This is a genomic window from Gilliamella sp. wkB308 (genome assembly GCF_001690185.1).
Taxonomy (GTDB): domain Bacteria; phylum Pseudomonadota; class Gammaproteobacteria; order Enterobacterales; family Orbaceae; genus Gilliamella; species Gilliamella apicola_I.
On record NZ_LZGN01000042.1, the window covers coordinates 56,915 to 75,256 of the forward strand.

Sequence of the window (18,342 nt, forward strand, 5' to 3'; positions counted from 1 at the left end):
GTTACTTTATTTATATAAATAATTATTTCGCTTTACGAGCTTCAATAATTGCTGTTACGATGTTTGAAGGTGCTTCGTTATACTTCAAGAACTCCATAGAGTAAGAAGCACGACCTTGTGTTTGTGAACGAAGGTCTGTCGCATAGCCAAACATTTCTGAAAGAGGTACTTGCGCACGAACAGTTTTACCTGTTGCAGTATCATCCATGCCTTCGATCATACCACGACGACGGTTTAAGTCACCGATAACGTCACCCATATAATCTTCAGGGGTTTCAACTTCTACTTTCATAATTGGTTCTAAAAGCACAGGTTTAGCTTTCATGAAGCCTTCTTTAAATGCCATTGATGCGGCAAGTTTAAAGGCAATTTCGGATGAGTCGACATCATGGTAAGAACCAAAATGTAAACGCACACCGAGATCCACAACAGGATAGCCAGCTAAAGGACCTGATTTTAATTGCTCTTGGATACCTTTATCTACTGCAGGAATAAATTCACCAGGAATTACCCCACCTTTGATTTCGTTAACAAATTCGTAACCAGCACCACCCGCTTCTAATGGATACATGTCGATAACAACATGACCGTATTGACCACGACCACCAGATTGTTTTGCATGTTTTCCTTCGATGTCTTTAACTGTTGTACGAATTGTTTCACGGTAAGCAACTTGAGGTTTACCGACATTCGCTTCAACGTTAAATTCACGTTTCATACGGTCTACGATGATTTCAAGATGTAATTCACCCATACCAGCAATGATAGTTTGGTTTGATTCTTCATCAGTCCAGACACGGAATGATGGATCTTCTTTTGCCAAACGACCTAAAGCAATACCCATTTTTTCTTGGTCAGCTTTAGTTTTAGGTTCTACTGCAACCGAGATAACCGGCTCAGGGAATTCCATTCTTTCAAGAATAATTGGTGAATTTTCAGCACAAAGCGTATCACCAGTTGTGACATCTTTAAGACCGATTGCTGCTGCAATGTCACCCGCACGAACTTCTTTGATTTCTTCACGTTTGTTCGCATGCATCTGTACGATACGACCAAAGCGTTCTTTACGATCTTTAACTGAGTTAAGTACTGAGTCACCAGAGTTAACTACACCAGAGTAAACGCGGAAGAAGGTTAAGTTACCAACAAATGGGTCAGTTGCAATTTTAAATGCAAGTGCAGCAAATGGTTCATCATCACTTGAATGACGTTCTGCTGGTTCACCATTTTGTAATTCACCTTTAATCGCAGGAACATCGGTTGGTGCAGGTAGATATTCAATAACTGCGTCAAGCATGAACTGAACGCCTTTATTTTTAAATGCACTACCACATGTTACCAAGATGATTTCGTTAGCAAGTACGCGTTCACGTAGTGCTTTTTTAACTTCTTCTTCAGTTAACTCATCACCACCTAGGTATTTTTCCATTAACTCTTCGTTAGCTTCTGCTGCAGCTTCGATTAAGTTTGCACGCCATTCTTCAACTTGCTCAACCATGTCTGCTGGTACATCTTCATAAGTAAAGGTTGTACCTTGGTCTGCATCGTTCCAGTTAATTGCTTTACGTTTAAGTAAATCAACAACACCAGTAAAGCCTTCTTCAGCACCGATTGGTAATACTAATGGAACAGGCACTGCCGCTAAACGTGTTTTGATTTGCTCAACCACACGTAAGAAGTTAGCACCCATACGGTCCATTTTGTTTACAAATGCGATACGCGGAACTTTATATTTGTTAGCTTGGCGCCATACTGTTTCTGATTGAGGTTGAACACCACCAACCGCACAGTAAACCATTACTGCACCATCAAGAACACGCATAGAACGTTCTACTTCGATGGTGAAGTCAACGTGTCCCGGGGTGTCGATGATATTGATACGGTGTGGTTCAAATTGTTGTCCCATACCAGACCAGAATGCAGTTGTAGCCGCAGACGTGATAGTAATACCACGTTCTTGTTCTTGTTCCATCCAGTCCATGGTAGCTGCGCCATCATGAACCTCACCAATTTTGTGACTTACGCCAGTGTAAAACAAAATACGTTCAGTAGTTGTCGTTTTACCTGCGTCAATATGTGCACTGATACCGATATTACGGTAGCGTGCTATAGGGGTTGTACGAGCCATATTAATCCTCTATTTAGAATCGTTTGCTTAATAAAATATCATTTAGGTTGACTGACAGTAGATATGTGCTGTCAGTCTAATTTCAAGCCACTTAATACGAGTGGAAAGATTACCAACGATAGTGTGCAAACGCTCTATTAGCCTCAGCCATACGATGAACATCTTCGCGTTTTTTCACAGCAGTGCCTTTGTTTTCAAAAGCATCCATAAGTTCATTCGCAAGGCGTAGAGCCATTGATTTATCGCCACGTTTACGAGCAGCTTCTACAATCCAACGCATTGCAAGTGCATTACGACGAACAGGGCGCACTTCAACAGGAACTTGGTATGTAGAACCACCAACGCGACGAGACTTAACTTCTACAGTTGGTCTTACGTTATCTAGTGCAACTTCGAAAGCTGCTAAGTGGTCTTTTCCACTACGCTCAGCTAATTTATCAAGAGCTGAATATACGATTGATTCTGCGATAGATTTTTTACCATCTATCATTAAAATATTTACAAATTTCGCCAGCAAATCTGAACCGAATTTCGGATCAGGTAGAATTTTTCTTTGACCGACAACATGACGACGTGGCATTGGAATACTCCGTTTATATGTTATAAATTTTCAGGTTTACCCAAAACTCAAATGAGTTAAATGGAATTATATAGTTTGGCCTTACTTAACGGAGTTCCATTAAGCTTTAGGTCGTTTTACACCGTATTTAGAACGGCTTTGTTTGCGATCTTTAACACCTGCGCAGTCTAATGCACCACGAACAGTGTGATAACGAACACCAGGTAAATCTTTAACACGACCACCGCGGATTAAAATCACGCTATGTTCTTGCAAGTTATGACCTTCACCACCGATGTAAGAAGTAACTTCAAAACCGTTGGTTAAACGTACACGGCATACTTTACGTAATGCTGAGTTAGGTTTTTTCGGTGTAGTCGTGTAAACACGAGTACAAACACCGCGTTTTTGCGGGCATGCTTCAAGTGCAGGAACGTTACTTTTAACTTCCTTAAGTGCTCTTGGTTTGCGTACCAGCTGATTAATTGTTGCCATTAATAAGCTCCTGATTAATTAAAATAAATTTAAAATTGCATTTTAGATACGTAATTAATAACTGTAGACCAAAACCTAAATATATAAGTTTTGGGTCGCAAGATTCTAGACCTCAACAAGGATAATGTCAAGTTTTTGCTCGCATTTAACTATCGGATGTGTACTTTATTCATTGGTAAGAAAATGCCCAATAAGTGAGTAGTAAAAACGTTCACTTTTTGACGTTTACGCCAACTGAAAAGGGATATACTAGTTAAAGATTGAGGGGGTCCTCATCAATAGCATTGATGAGGAATGACGATTAATGATGATCGATAAAGATAAATTTAAGTGCAAATAGTACAGCAAAAATGATGACACAAAGATTGAGTTCTTTAAATTTACCGGTAAAAGTTTTTAATACCACATAAGAGATAAAACCAAGTGCAACTCCTTCAGTAATGGCGAAAGCAAAAGGCATCATCAGTGCAGTAATAAAGGCTGGTGTTGCATCAGTTAAATCAGACCAGTTAACTTTCACTAAACTTGATACCATTAAGATTCCCACAAATATTAGTGCGCCAGATGTTGCATAAGTTGGGACTAAATGCGCTAAAGGTGATAGGAACGTCATCATTAAAAATAAAATCCCAACGACAACGGCAGTTAAACCGGTGCGACCACCTACGGAAATACCCGCTGAACTTTCAATGTAAGTGAGAACTGATGAAGTCCCAAAAAGCCCACCAAGTGATGAACTGAAACTATCAATTAATAATGCTTGACGCATTTTAGGGAAGCGTCCTTTTTCGTCTGAAATGCCAGCTTTGTCGGTCAAGGCTAAAATCGTACCTGATGAATCAAATAAGCTGACGATCATGACGGAAAATATAACGCCCATAATACCGATATTAAGTGAACCGGCTAGATCAACATGACCAACTACGCTTGAAACGCTTGGTGGAATAGAGGCGATGCCTTCATAATGAATATTAGGATCCAGCCACAGAGCAAGTAATGTGACCACGAGAATAGAGATTAAAACCGCAGCATGGAAGTTGCGTGCAGCTAAAATAATAATAATGAAAAAACCCAAAGAACCTAATAAGACTTTAAGAGATAGAATATTGCCTAAGGTTAATAGTGTTGATGGAGAGCTAACCACAATCCCCATATTTTGAAAGCCCATAAACGCAATAAACAGTCCAATACCCGCACTGATACCAACACGTAAACATTGTGGAATATGTTCTATTAGCCAATGGCGAACTTTAAAAAGGGATAGTGCAAAAAAGATTAACGATCCCCAAAATATAGCGCCCATTCCCACTTGCCAAGAATAGCCCATTGCGCCACACATGCCATAGGCAAAAAATACATTGAGTCCCATAGCAGGCGCCAGTGCTATCGGTAAATTAGCAAACATACCCATTAAAATCGATGCAAAGGCTGTTACTAAGCAGGTTAATACAAATACTGCTGAGGTGTCCATGCCTGTTGCTGACAAAATGGACGGATTAACAAAGATGATATAGACCATAGTAAGAAATGTCGTACATCCTGCAATCACTTCAGTACCAATGGTGGTTTTTTTTGCTTTCAATTGAAATATTTTTTCGAATATTGAATTCATAAGTTAAGGCCTAGTTTAGGTTAATAATAATGAATATTTGTATAATGCCATAACCACACTTTTGCTTATCATTAGTCAAGCGTGACAATTGTGGTGATTGGCTTGCTTATACAGTACAAAATTCACTGCATTATTATTACCGCTTCTTTTAACAGGTCAAGCATTATTCTGCTCAGCCTTTATTAATAAATACCTGTATTAAAAACTGACTTTAATAGTAAATTTCATATAGTCATTAAGTTGCGATGATGAAATAGTGAATCCTGATTAAATTAATCATAATTTATCTGCGTATTTTATAGCATCTTTAAATAGATAATAGGATGGGTATTTACCTGTTTTTGGTTAACTCATCTGTTTATAGCGTAATGGAGACAAATCTAATCACTTATTATTGTTTTATTAGAAGACAAAAATAATCTTTAAAACCAATGGTTCAACATCTAATGTTGGATTTTTAGTGAGGATAATGAATATTGAATAATTTTTAAGATATCGTAACCCATTAATAATGAGTTACGATTGAGTATGTCCTTGGTTCATTAAATTGAATCAAGTTTGTTCAAAGTAATTTTAACTTTTAAAATACGATGGCTTTCAATTTCAGCTATTTCAAATAGGTAATCACCTATTTGCATGGTCTCACCGACTTCAAGTAAATGCTGAGCTTTTTCCATCAATAATCCTGCAAGGGTATGATATTCACGTTTATCATCAATTGGGATTGGGACAAATCGAACCAACTCTTCAACCGGAATATAACCATTGGCAATCCACGTATTATCATCCAGACATTGAATATCATGTTTGGCGTCAATTTCTTCCTCTTCGGTTGGAAAATCGCCAGCGATAGTTTCGATGATGTCGGTGACTGAAACCACGCCCTGCATGGAACCAAATTCATCAACCACAAAAGCAAAATGGGTTTTGGCTTTTTTAAATTGTTCTAACGCAACAAGTAACGATACCGTTTCGGGAAAGATTAGCGGTTGCTTAATTAAAGAATTAATATCGATTGGTTCTTTATTTTGCAAAACATCTTTTAACAGGTCGTTAACTTGAATAATACCTAAAGGTTCGTCAATCGACGCATTATCAGTTACGACTAATCGTGAATGAGGATTTTCAAAAATCTCTTTCAAAATTGTTTCACGGTCGTCATTGATATTAACCATATCAACATCTAACCTTGCTGTCATAATGCTACTGACCGATCGTTGTGCCAGTCCAAGTACGCGTTCAACCATGTTAAGTTCTTGATGGTTGAAGACAGATTCTTTTTTATTGTTATCTGATACGGTATCAATTGTGTGAGTATCTGGATCTTCTTCAACATCTCCTTTCAGTAGATGTAAGATCGCTTCGGCAGTCCGTTCTCGCAATGGTTTTTTATTCAATGCTTTGCGACGGTTGAATATAGCTAACTGATTAAAAAACTCAATCATGATTGAAAAACCAATAGCAGCGTATAAATAGCCTTTTGGAATGGCAAAACCAAATCCTTCCGCAACTAAACTAAAGCCGATCATTAATAAAAAGCTCAAGCAAAGAATAACAATGGTGGGATGAGAATTGACAAAATAGGCTAACGGTTTACTTGCGACCATCATAATGCAAATTGCCACACAAACGGCAATAATCATGACCGGAATATTTTCAACCATACCGACCGCTGTAATCACTGAATCGAGAGAAAACACGGCATCTAAAATAACGATTTGTACAACGACAGTCCAAAAGTGTGAGGTTTTTTTCGATTTTCCTTCTTCGTGAGCTGCACCTTCAAGACGTTCATTGAGTTCCATGGTGGCTTTAAACAGTAAAAATATGCCTCCCACTAACATAATAAGTTGGCGGGCATTAAAACTAATACCAAACGCTGTAAATAGTGGTGTCGTGAGTGTGACTAACCAACCGGTGAACATTAATAAAATAATGCGAGTAATTAATGCAAAAGCAAGACCAGTGATGCGTGCTTTATCGCGTTGGTGTGGTGGAAGCTTCTCGGCAAGAATGGCAATAAAAACAATGTTATCAATACCAAGGACGATTTCAAGTACAATCAGGGTGGATAAACCAATCCAGATTGTAGGATCCATGATCCATTCCATATGTCAGGTGATTACCTCTAATAAACACAGCACATGCTGCGTTCTAATTTTCTATGTAATTGACTAAATAATCAATAAAATATTTATGAATTTTGCATAATTTGGCAAAAAGTTTTATTTTTATGGGTGTTTGAGTTTAAGGTTAACTTCGCCAAAATGTTGGTGTAAAAAGGACTAATAATGTAAATATTTCTAGTCGTCCAAATAGCATATCGACCACCATCACCCATCTCACCACATCACTGACATGGGCAAAATTATCACTGACACTACCAAGCCCAACACCTAAATTATTCAGTGAAGAGGCAACAATATAAAATGAGTCGGTTGCATCAACGCCTGTTGCCATAATGATAAATAAACTAATTAGAAAAACTAAAGCGTAAGCAGAAAAGAATCCCCAAACTGATTCGATAATTCGTTCAGGTACAACTCGATGATTTAATTTTAAGGTATAGATAGCGTTTGGATGGATTAATCGTTTTAGCTCACGCGAACCTTGCATAAATAAAAGTAGTACTCTGACCACTTTTAAGCCACCCCCTGTCGAACCGGCACAACCACCAATGAACGAGGCACAAAGTAGAAAAATAGGTAATGATGAAGGCCAAGTATTAATATCATCTACAGAAAATCCTGCTGTCGATGATATGGACACGACTTGTAATATGATTTTATCAATACTAAGGCGATGAGGTTTATAGAAAAAGATAACCACTGCGCATATGGCGATCAGTATTAATAGAATGAAAATAAATGTTCTAAACTCTTGGTCTCGCCAGTAAACTTTTATTGAAAAACCGCTTAATGCGGCAAAATGGAGCGCAAAGTTACAGCCAGATAAGATTAAAAATAGGGTAACAATATAGTTGATTGCCGGGCTATTGAAGTAAGCCAGATTATCATCATGGGTGGAAAATCCCCCCATTGAAATCGTTGAAAAGCTATGGGAGATAGCATCAAATACATTCATGCCTGCAAACCACAAGCAGATTGCGCATAGTGTGGTAAGTAGAATATAGATTGACCAAAGGGTTTTTGCTGTTTCGGCAATACGTGGGCGCATTTTACTGTCTTTTTGTGGGCCGGGAATTTCAGCACGATAAAGTTGCATCCCCCCAACACCCAATAACGGTAGGATAGCAACCGCTAACACGATTATCCCCATTCCGCCAAGCCATTGCAGTAATTGTCGATAAAATAGTAATGCTTTAGGTAAATGGTCTAACTTGACAATGGTGGTTGCCCCCGTTGTTGTTAGACCAGAAAAGGATTCGAAAAATGCTGTTGTTAAATTTAAATTGATGTGATTATCAAAAATAAATGGAAAAGCGCCAATTGTGCCTAACACAACCCAAAATAGCACCACAATAAAAAAACCTTCACGGGTGTTAAGTTCGTGACGTTGGTGTCGATTTGGTAACCATAATAAGCCGCCTAAAATCAAGGCAGCAAAGAAAGAACGAAGAAATATCGCACCAGCGCCATCACGATAAATTAATGCGACTAGAGCAGGTAATAACATGAAAACAGATAATAATGTTATCAATAATCCTACAATTCGAATAATTGAACGCCAATGCATCATCGTTGTTGTCTCTATTTAAATCCGCGCGATACTTTTATGAGATCATAAGCAGCTTGAATCTCTTGAGCGCGTTTTTTGGCAGCTTCAAGCATCTCTTTAGGTAAGCCTTTTGACACTAACTTATCGGGATGATGCTCATTCATTAGTTTTCGATATGCTTTTTTTATTTCTGTAATTTCGGCTGATGATTCGATACCTAAAATTTTGTATGCATTTTGTAGATCTGATTGTGCTGAACGACCTTGATAGCCCTGATGTTGATGATTTTGTTGATATTGGTAATGCTGATCTTGGTATTGATTTTGGTAATGACCATTTTGACGAAAATGGTAGCTTCCCATCATCATTTTAATATACATGGTCATTTGTTGACGAGGAATATTAAATTCTTCTGCCACAATATACAATATTTGTGACTCTTTTTCATCTAAATGACCATCAACCAGTGCCGCTTGAATGAGTTGTTCACAAAAAATATTTAACACATTACGTCGAAAGCGGTATTGAATATATATCTCTTTTAAACGAGCTCGAAGAGGGTAATCCGCAGCTTTACCTCGATTAAATGAGTCTTGCGCAAGTCGTCTACTGTTGCTATCAAGTTGTAGTCTATCCATAAAATGGCGTGCAAGATTGATGTCATCTTGTGTGACCACGCCTTTTGCTTTACTGAGATGACCAAGTACTTCAAAAACAATGGTTAAATATAAAGTTGGATTAGTTTGCGTTCTTTGCTGGTTTAACTTGTTACAAAGGGTTTGATAGAGCATTGGACCAACAAAAAATCCAAGTAAATAACCCCATCCCGATTTTAATACAATGCTTAATACAAAGCCTGTAATAATCGCCCAAATAAAAGACATACTATTTGTTTACCTCAATTCGATCTATTTTTTGTAGTCCACGTGGTAAAGCGCTACCTTTACGAGCACGTTCTGCCCTAAATTTTTGTAAATCAACAGGATTCAGGGTAAGTTTGCGTTTGCCAACATATAAGGTGATGGATGTTTCCGGTGTAATTAAAATCATATAGGCAAGGCTGTCATCTGCATTGGATAATGAGATAATTTTGTTTCCTTTGCCTTTTGCCAGTTCGGGGAGATCTTTTACAGGGAAAATAAGCATCCGTCCTGCTTGGGTAATGGATAAAAGTAAGCTTTCGTCATTTGAAATTTCAATAGGCGTGAGTACTTTTGCATTATTCGGTAGATTAATTATGGCTTTACCGTTTCGGTTACGCGCGACTAAATCATTAAATTGACATATAAATCCATAACCCGCACTTGAGGCAAGTAAAAATTTTTGATTGTCATTCGCTGACATCAACACATGTTCAACGCTTGCACCAGCAGGTAATGCTAATTTACCCGTAAGTGGTTCGCCTTGTCCTCGCGCTGAAGGTAATGTATTGGGTTCAATGGCATAGCTACGACCCGTTGAGTCAATAAATACCACAGGTTGATTACTTTTTCCTTTTGCAGCCGATTTAAAACTATCGCCAGCTTTGTAACTCAGTCCTGTTGGATCAATATCATGACCTTTAGCCGCTCTTACCCACCCCATTTCTGATAAGACAATGGTCACCGGTTCTGACGGTATTAGTTCTTGTTCGGTAATGGCTTTTGCTTCACTGCGTTCAACAATTGGAGAACGACGTTCATCTCCGTATTTATCAGCGTCTTGTTGAAGTTCTTTTTTAATTAAACTATTCAATTTTCTAGGCGAACCGAGTAACGCTTGCAACTGATCACGCTCTTTAGCGAGATCACTTTGCTCACCTTTGATACGCATCTCTTCAAGTTTAGCTAAATGACGAAGTTTTAACTCTAAAATCGATTCAGATTGGATTTCAGTTAAATTAAACCGTTGCATTAACTCTGTTTTAGGATCGTCTTCATAGCGAATAATCTCAATGACTTCATCGATATTCAAAAAGGCGATAAGTAAACCATCTAAAATATGAAGGCGTTTTAATACTTTGTCTAAACGGTAATTTAAACGTCTGGTTACCGTATTACGACGATATTCTAACCATTCAGTTAAAATTTCAACTAACCCTTTGACGGATGGGCGATTGTCTAGCCCAATCATATTCATATTGACCCGATAGCTTTTTTCCAGATCGGTTGTGGCAAACAGGTGATTCATGACCTGTTCTAAGTCAACACGATTAGAGCGAGGTACAATGACGAGTCGTGTGGGATTTTCATGATCAGATTCATCACGTAAATCTTCAATTAATGGTAGCTTTTTGGCACGCATTTGCGAGGCAATTTGCTCTAAAATTTTCGCACCTGAAACCTGATGTGGCAGATCAGTAATAACGATATCGCCTTCTTCTTTTTTCCATACAGCGCGCATACGAATTGAACCACGCCCTGTCTTATAGATTTTTTCTATATCTTGTCGAGGGGTGATGATTTCTGCCTCAGTTGGAAAGTCTGGCCCTTGTATGTGAGCCATTACTTCGCTTAGCGTGGCTTTCGGATTGTCAGCAAGCATAATCGCTGCACTGGCTACTTCACGAATATTATGGGGGGGAATATCGGTCGCCATTCCAACAGCAATGCCCGTAGTACCATTCAATAGAATATTCGGTAATCTTGCCGGTAACATTTTCGGCTCTTGTAAGGTTCCATCAAAGTTAGGGGTATAATCGACCGTACCTTGTCCTAATTCGCCTAATAGTAGTTCGGCATATTTGGAAAGGCGTGATTCGGTATAACGCATTGCCGCAAACGATTTTGGATCATCTGGCGCCCCCCAGTTACCTTGTCCGTCAACCAATGGATAACGGTAAGAAAATGGTTGTGCCATCAGTACCATTGCTTCATAACAGGCGCTATCACCATGTGGATGATATTTACCTAAAACGTCGCCGACAGTACGTGCTGATTTTTTAAATTTAGCCTGAGCGTTAAGCCCTAATTCTGACATGGCATAAACAATACGGCGTTGCACTGGTTTTAAACCGTCACCAATAAAAGGTAGTGCACGATCCATAATGACATACATAGAGTAGTTTAAATAAGCGCTTTCTGTAAAGGTACGTAGCGACTGAACTTCTACTCCGTCATGAGTTATCTCACTCATTCTTGTTCCTCTAAATCATTCTTTATGTTAGACATCAAGTTGGACTTGGTCACCTTTTTCTTGCAACCATTCACGGCGATCTTCTGAACGTTTTTTAGCAAGTAACATATCCATTAACGCCATTGTTTCTTCTGAATTATCTAATGATAACTGTACTAAACGGCGAGTATTTGGGTCCATCGTTGTTTCACGCAGTTGCAGTGGATTCATCTCACCTAGACCTTTAAAACGTTGTACATTCGGTTTGCCTTTTTTCCGTTTAAGCTGATCTAAAATTCCTTCTTTCTCTTCTTCATCTAAGGCGTAATGGACTTCTTTACCAAGATCGATACGATATAATGGTGGCATGGCAACAAAGACATGTCCGTGTTCGACCATTGCACGAAAGTGACGAACAAATAGCGCACAAAGCAGGGTGGCAATATGTAAACCGTCAGAATCGGCATCGGCTAAAATACAGATTTTACCATATCGTAATTGACTTAAATCATCACTATCAGGATCAATACCGATAGCGACCGAAATATCGTGGATTTCTTGAGAACCAAGGACTTCATCTGATGAGACTTCCCAAGTATTTAAAATTTTACCTTTTAATGGCATTATCGCTTGATATTCACGGTCTCGAGCCTGTTTAGCTGATCCACCTGCGGAATCGCCTTCCACTAAAAAGAGTTCAGTTCGGCTTAAGTCTTGTGATGAACAGTCCGCAAGCTTGCCCGGTAATGCCGGACCGCTGGTTAATTTTTTACGAATAACTTTTTTTGAAGCTCTTAATCGTCGTTGTGCACTGGAGATCACCATTTCCGCTAGTAATTCAGCGGTTTGTACATGCTGATTTAACCACAAACTAAAGGCATCTTTAACAATGGCAGATACAAATGCAGCACTTTGTCTGGATGATAAGCGCTCTTTGGTTTGTCCTGCAAATTGTGGCTCTTGCATTTTAACTGATAACACATAAGCACAGCGTTCCCAAATATCATCAGCCGTCAATTTTATGCCACGTGGTAACAAATTACGAAATTCACAAAATTCACGCATTGCATCAAGCAACCCTTGGCGTAAACCATTGACATGGGTACCGCCTTGCACCGTTGGAATTAAGTTAACATAGCTTTCTGTTAGCAGTTCGCCACCTTCCGGCATCCACAAGAGTGCCCATTCAACGGCTTCTGTATCACCGGTATGACTGCCGGTAAATGGCTCTTCCGGTAGTAGTGAGTAACCACTGACGGATTCCATTAAGTAATCTTTTAAGCCATCTTGATAACACCAGCGTTGTTCGGTGTTGTTAATTTTATCTTTAAAGATAATTTCAAGACCAGGGCAAAGTACCGCTTTTGCTTTAAGTAGATGAGATAAACGGGGTACTGAAAATCTTGGTGAATCAAAATATTTTTCGTCTGGCCAAAAATGAACTTTTGTGCCTGTATTACGACGTCCACACGTGCCTGTCACATGTAGATCTTCGACTTTTTCGCCATTTTCAAACGCAATTTGGTACACTTGGCCATCTCGGTTAACGGTGACTTCAACCCGTTTAGATAGCGCATTAACAACTGAGATACCCACACCATGAAGCCCACCAGAGAATTGATAATTTTTATTAGAAAATTTACCGCCAGCGTGTAAACGGCAAAGTAATAATTCAATAGCCGGTACCCCTTCTTCGGGATGAATATCAACAGGCATACCCCGACCATCATCAATGACTTCTAATGAATTATCTTCATAAAGCGTGACTTTAACTTGACGAGCATGACCGGCTATCGCTTCATCGACACTATTATCGATAACCTCTTGCCCTAAATGATTTGGGCGAGCCGTGTCGGTATACATGCCTGGACGATGACGAACAGGATCGAGCCCTTTTAAGACTTCAATATCAACAGCGTTATAAGTAGATTGTGACATAGTTTTTCTATTTATTCGAATAAATGAGCTTATTATACCAATCTTTCTTTAAGATGCATGAAATTAAATTTATAATGAAAAGCAAATTCAGTATTTTTACCAAGTATGTATTGAGAATAATTGTTATTACCTTAATTTATTGATAGTTAAAGACGGTTTATGCCGTTTTCTGTGTTATCAACCTGTCTAACAATATAAAGTATTATGATAAATAAATCCCAAATAGACATAAGGGAACAAAATGAGCAAGTCAAATAATAAAATAACCCGACGAGATTTTTTACAAAAATCGTTAGCGATTGGGAGTGTTGCAGCATTAGCTAATACCATTCAATCCCCATTTGTTTACGCAAAACCTAACGTTAATGACAATGATAGCCTTGCCAGTTCGGATAATGAGGAAAAAATCGTCTATAGTGCTTGTTTAGTTAACTGTGGTAGTCGTTGTCCTCTAAAAGTCCATGTTAAGAATGATATTATTACTAAAATTTCTTCAGAAGATGGTATTAATGACCCGGTCTTTGGCCTGCATCAAATTCGTCCTTGCTTGCGTGGAAGAGCGGTACGGTGGCGAACTTACGATCCTGAGCGTTTAAAATATCCTATGGTGCGTGTGGGTAAGCGTGGTGAAGGTAAATTCAAACGTATTTCATGGGCTGAAGCAATCGCTTTATTGGCAAATAAACTCAAGTATACCATTAATCAATATGGCAACGAGGCTATTTATTATCAATATGGCACAGGTACTACAGGTGCAAATATTTCTGGACGTAGTGCTTGTAAGCGATTTTTGAGTACGATTGGTGGTTATCTCAATTATCATGGTGATTATTCAAGTGGTCAAATAACCGCTATCCAACCTTATATCTATGGCAATGCAAAAGAGTCGTTAATAGACCAAATTAAACATTCTGATTTAGTGGTAATGTTTGGACAAAATATTGCTGAAACCCGAATGTCGGGTGGGGGGCAGGTGACAGAGCTATTCAATGCATTATCACAAAGTAAAGCAAGGGTGATTATTATTGATCCAAGGCGTAGTGAAAGTGTTGTGGGTTACAATGCTGAGTGGATTCCAATTATTCCTGGAACAGATGCCGCTTTAGTTGCTGCAATCGGTTATGCTTTGCTTGAAGAAGATAGAATTGATGATGCAATGCTCAATCAATATTGTGTGGGCTGGAATGCTGACTCATTACCCGACAGTGCACCGCCTTTTAGTGATTTTAAATCTTATATTCTTGGATTAGGTGATGACAGAACGCCTAAAACCCCTGAATGGGCAGCTAAAAAGACCGGTATTCCAGCTAAACAAATTCGTCAGCTTGCATTAGATATTGTCAATGCTAAAGCGGCATGGATTTCTCAAGGTTGGGGGGCTCAGCGTTGGCAAAATGGTGAGCATACTACCCGAGCGATTATGATACTGCCAATTATCACGGGTCAGTTTGGTAAACCAGGTACTAATATCGGAACTTGGGGTGGAAGCGTGACTTATCCTGTTCCTGGTCTAAATCTGTTAAATCCGATTAAAACCAGTATTCCATTCTTTTTATGGACGAAAGCGATTGAAGAACCGCAGAACATGACAGCAAAAAATGCTTATATACTGGGTAAAGATAAATTGGATGTTGGTATCAAGCTTATCTGGAGCTATGCCAGTAATGTGATTGGTAATCAACATGCCGATCTCAATCGAACCCATCAGATTTTACAAGATGAATCAAAATGCGAATTTATCTTGGTTTGGGATACGCATATGACCGCTTCAGCAAGGTATGCCGATTTGTTATTACCTGATGTGTCATCAGTTGAAAGTCATGATTTAATCAATAATTCCTATGCATCGGGCGCTTATCACTACGTGATTCGTATGCAACAAGCCATCAAGCCGCTTTGGGAAAATCGTCCGGCTTATGATGTGCTAACCGAATTGTCAGAAAAAATGGGCGTTAAAGATAAATTTACGGAAGGACGAACACAAGCGGAGTGGATAGCGTATAGCTATGAAAGAATGCGCAAACAAAATCCTGATTTACCTGCTTTTGCTGAAACAGACGGTATGGGAGTTATTGATCGTAAATTAGCTGACAGTGATAATCAAATTGCTTTAAAGGCATTTCGCGATGATCCAATTAATCATCCGTTAAATACCCCATCGGGCAAAATTGAAATTTATTCTGAAGCTTTGGCAAAAATTGCGCGTGAATGGGAATTTGAGCAGGACGATAAACTTTATCCTATCCCAGCTTATTTACCCGCGATTGAAGGAAGCGAAGATAAGCTAAAACAAGAAAAATACCCGTTACAGTTAATTGGATTTCATATTAAAGGACATTGCCACTCGTCTTATAGCAATCTTCCGCAATTGCGTGAGGCTGTTGCCAGTAGTCTGTGGATCAATCCTATTGATGCTCAGCAGAGACACATAAAGCATGGTCAATTAGTCGAAGTTTTTAACGATCGCGGTCGGTTATATATTCCAGCCAAAGTAACGCCACGTATATTACCCGGGGTCATTGCCATTCCGCAAGGGTTGTGGGCAAAAACTAATGCAGTGGGTATCGATATTGGGGGATGTGTCAATCGATTAACTTCATTGCGTCCTTCGGTATTGGCAAAATCAAATTCACAACATACCAATTTGGTTGATATCAAACCAATATCCAGTATGTCTTCGGCATCATAAGTCACAGGGAGATGATGAAAATGCAATATGGATTCTTTATTGATTCTTCCAAATGTACCGGATGTAAGACCTGCCAAGTCAGCTGTAAAGACGAGAAAGATAATGCGCTTGGGGTGCATTTTCGACGAGTCTATGAATATGGTGGTGGCACATGGCAGCAAGTAGCTGGAATTTGGCAGAATGATACTTTTACTTATTATTTATCGATCGCCTGTAACCATTGTGATGAGCCGACTTGCGTACAAGGCTGCCCGACGGGGGCAATGCACAAACGCAAGCAAGATGGCTTAGTGGTTGTTAATCAGGATGTTTGTATCGGGTGTCGGTATTGTGAAATGCGTTGTCCTTATGGTGCACCACAGTATGATCATCAAAAGCGTGTCATGTCAAAATGCGATGGCTGTTATGAACGTGTTGCCGAAGGATTAAAGCCTGTATGCGTCGAATCTTGTCCGCAACATGCATTAGATTTTGACGAGATAGGCAAACTACGTAAGCGTTACGGCAATGAACGTAATATTGCCCCTTTACCTAATGCTGAGCTAACTAAACCCAATATTGTGATTAAACCCCATGCGCAAGCTAAGAGTTCGGGTGATACATTGGGTAAAGTGCTCAATCCAGAGGAGGTTTAATATGCATGAATTACCACTCGTTTTTTTTACGGTATTGGGGCAATTATCTGCGGGAATGGTATTGCTGAGTAGCTTGTCTTGTTTCATCAATTATTCACAAGCTAAACAACTTATTAGACAAAAAATTAATGGGATAGCACTGATTTTTATGGCTCTTGGTATGCTAATTGCCTCATTCCATTTGGGGCATCCCATGCGTGCCTTCAATGTGATTTTGGGTATCGGTCGTTCGCCAATGAGTAATGAAATTTTTACCTTTGGTGTATTGTTTGGAGTCACGCTTGTCTCACTGTTACTCAATTATTTTGCCCTTTATCCCAATAGTGAAAAACTTGATATGATTAAGTCGCTTTGTTTAAAGATAAATCGCATCCCTTATATAAATCAACTATTAGCGATCGTGTTAATGATACTAAGTTTAGTGTTTGTTTGGACGATTGTTTTAACGTATAGATTACCCACAGTGAAAACGTGGGATACTGTTTATACACCGATTCAAATGTATCTAACGATGCTGGCATTAGGTGGTATTGCTAGTGCTAGGGTTGGGCTATATCGATTGGGAACCGGTGCTTTTATTATTGGCGTTTTATTAATTGTGCTGTCAAAGGTACCTTATTTTAATTTAATGACTTCAATCAGTCCTACGCTGGCTAATGCGCAATTGAGTTGGATGATGACTGAGTGCATTTTATTAATTGTTGCGCTAATGTTGATTATTTTTAATTGTTGGCGAACAAAACATATGACGATACTTTGTACTACAGCCTTTGTTTGTACTTTTTTGGGTGAAGTTTGTGGACGCATTGCATTTTATAATTTATGGACAATACCGCTTTAATCATTGAAGCTAATCACTCATAGCAAATTAAGTCATTTTATAATGAATAAGAGAGATAAGATTGGATAATCTAACTACCGTTACCTTAGCAAAAATCATTGGGGCATTTTTTTACTATTCTCCTCGAAGTGAAACCGTCAAACCGTTGATTGAGGCGTTACTCCATATCGATCAGCTTGCTAATTGGCAAAATCCCGAATTAATTCATCAGCAATGTCAAAAATTGAAGGTAGAACTAACTCATCAAGATCTGGATTATCACTTTTCCCTGTTATTTGAAGGACAAGGTGAAATGCTTGCCCCGCCTTGGGGATCGGTCTATTTAGATCAAGAAAAGTTATTAATGGGGGAATCACAAGAACGTTATCGTGCATTTTTACAGCAACAGGGGGTAATGCTGTCTACAGGTATGAATGAGCCTGAAGATCAGTTTGGATTAATGTTAATGGCATTTGCATTACTGCTGGAAAAAAATCAGCCACAAACAGCAAATCAATTATTAAATGAGCATTTATTTACGTGGTCTACTTACTATTTAAATCAATTAAAACAGAATCAAATTAGTCCATTTTATGCTGCTCTTGCCGTTATTGCAGAACAATATTTAGAGATGCTTCAATGAGCCTATTTGTTAATTGTAGCAATTAATTTGACTCAATTATTGAGAGCGTTAC

At 38.8% G+C, this 18,342-nt stretch carries 13 protein-coding genes; 4 read left to right on the plus strand and 9 right to left on the minus strand.

What is annotated here, in order from left to right; all coding sequences use genetic code 11:
• Window positions 1-22: 22 nt before the first annotated feature.
• The 9 genes from fusA to parE form a co-directional block, all read right to left on the minus strand.
• Window positions 23-2,128, minus strand: a complete 2,106-nt coding sequence (gene fusA / locus A9G10_RS11350) for an elongation factor G (protein ID WP_065559622.1) — start codon at window positions 2,126-2,128, stop codon at window positions 23-25.
• A gap of 109 nt (window positions 2,129-2,237) precedes the next feature.
• Window positions 2,238-2,708 (minus strand): 30S ribosomal protein S7, encoded by a 471-nt coding sequence (gene rpsG / locus A9G10_RS11355; protein WP_065559623.1) that lies wholly within the window; start codon window positions 2,706-2,708, stop codon window positions 2,238-2,240.
• A 99-nt stretch (window positions 2,709-2,807) separates the two neighbouring features.
• Window positions 2,808-3,182: a 30S ribosomal protein S12 gene (gene rpsL, locus A9G10_RS11360; protein ID WP_025316630.1), complete on the minus strand. Its 375-nt coding sequence runs from the start codon at window positions 3,180-3,182 to the stop codon at window positions 2,808-2,810.
• Window positions 3,183-3,483: 301 nt separating this feature from the next.
• Complete coding sequence (locus tag A9G10_RS11365; RefSeq protein WP_065559624.1) at window positions 3,484-4,794, minus strand: NCS2 family permease; 1,311 nt, start codon at window positions 4,792-4,794, stop codon at window positions 3,484-3,486.
• Window positions 4,795-5,336: 542 nt separating this feature from the next.
• A complete protein-coding gene (locus tag A9G10_RS11370) occupies window positions 5,337-6,905 on the minus strand; it encodes a TerC family protein (RefSeq protein ID WP_065559625.1) in 1,569 nt (522 codons plus the stop codon).
• Window positions 6,906-7,047: 142 nt separating this feature from the next.
• Window positions 7,048-8,490 carry a TrkH family potassium uptake protein gene (locus tag A9G10_RS11375; protein ID WP_065559645.1) on the minus strand — a complete coding sequence of 481 codons (1,443 nt, stop codon included), beginning with the start codon at window positions 8,488-8,490 and terminating at the stop codon, window positions 7,048-7,050.
• Window positions 8,491-8,504: 14 nt separating this feature from the next.
• Entirely contained in the window at window positions 8,505-9,356 is an 852-nt protein-coding gene (djlA, locus tag A9G10_RS11380; protein ID WP_065559626.1) for a co-chaperone DjlA, read from the minus strand.
• A 1-nt stretch (window position 9,357) separates the two neighbouring features.
• A complete protein-coding gene (parC, locus tag A9G10_RS11385; protein ID WP_065559627.1) occupies window positions 9,358-11,586 on the minus strand; it encodes a DNA topoisomerase IV subunit A in 2,229 nt (742 codons plus the stop codon).
• A gap of 27 nt (window positions 11,587-11,613) precedes the next feature.
• A complete protein-coding gene (parE, locus tag A9G10_RS11390) occupies window positions 11,614-13,503 on the minus strand; it encodes a DNA topoisomerase IV subunit B (RefSeq protein WP_065559628.1) in 1,890 nt (629 codons plus the stop codon).
• 241 nt (window positions 13,504-13,744) lie between these two features.
• On the opposite strand from parE, the gene A9G10_RS11395 reads away from it, so the two are divergent.
• The 4 genes from A9G10_RS11395 (at window position 13,745) to A9G10_RS11410 (ending at window position 18,290) form a co-directional block, all read left to right on the plus strand.
• Window positions 13,745-16,192 (plus strand): DMSO/selenate family reductase complex A subunit, encoded by a 2,448-nt coding sequence (locus tag A9G10_RS11395; protein WP_065559629.1) that lies wholly within the window; start codon window positions 13,745-13,747, stop codon window positions 16,190-16,192.
• 14 nt (window positions 16,193-16,206) lie between these two features.
• A complete protein-coding gene (locus tag A9G10_RS11400) occupies window positions 16,207-16,827 on the plus strand; it encodes a DMSO/selenate family reductase complex B subunit (protein WP_065559630.1) in 621 nt (206 codons plus the stop codon).
• A gap of 1 nt (window position 16,828) precedes the next feature.
• Window positions 16,829-17,668, plus strand: coding sequence for a dimethyl sulfoxide reductase anchor subunit family protein (locus A9G10_RS11405; RefSeq protein WP_065559631.1), 840 nt, complete (start codon window positions 16,829-16,831; stop codon window positions 17,666-17,668).
• Between the two features lie 61 nt (window positions 17,669-17,729).
• The gene (locus A9G10_RS11410; RefSeq protein ID WP_065559632.1) at window positions 17,730-18,290 is read left to right on the plus strand and encodes a TorD/DmsD family molecular chaperone; all 561 of its coding nucleotides are present in this window, start codon (window positions 17,730-17,732) and stop codon (window positions 18,288-18,290) included.
• The last annotated feature ends 52 nt before the right edge of the window (window positions 18,291-18,342 follow it).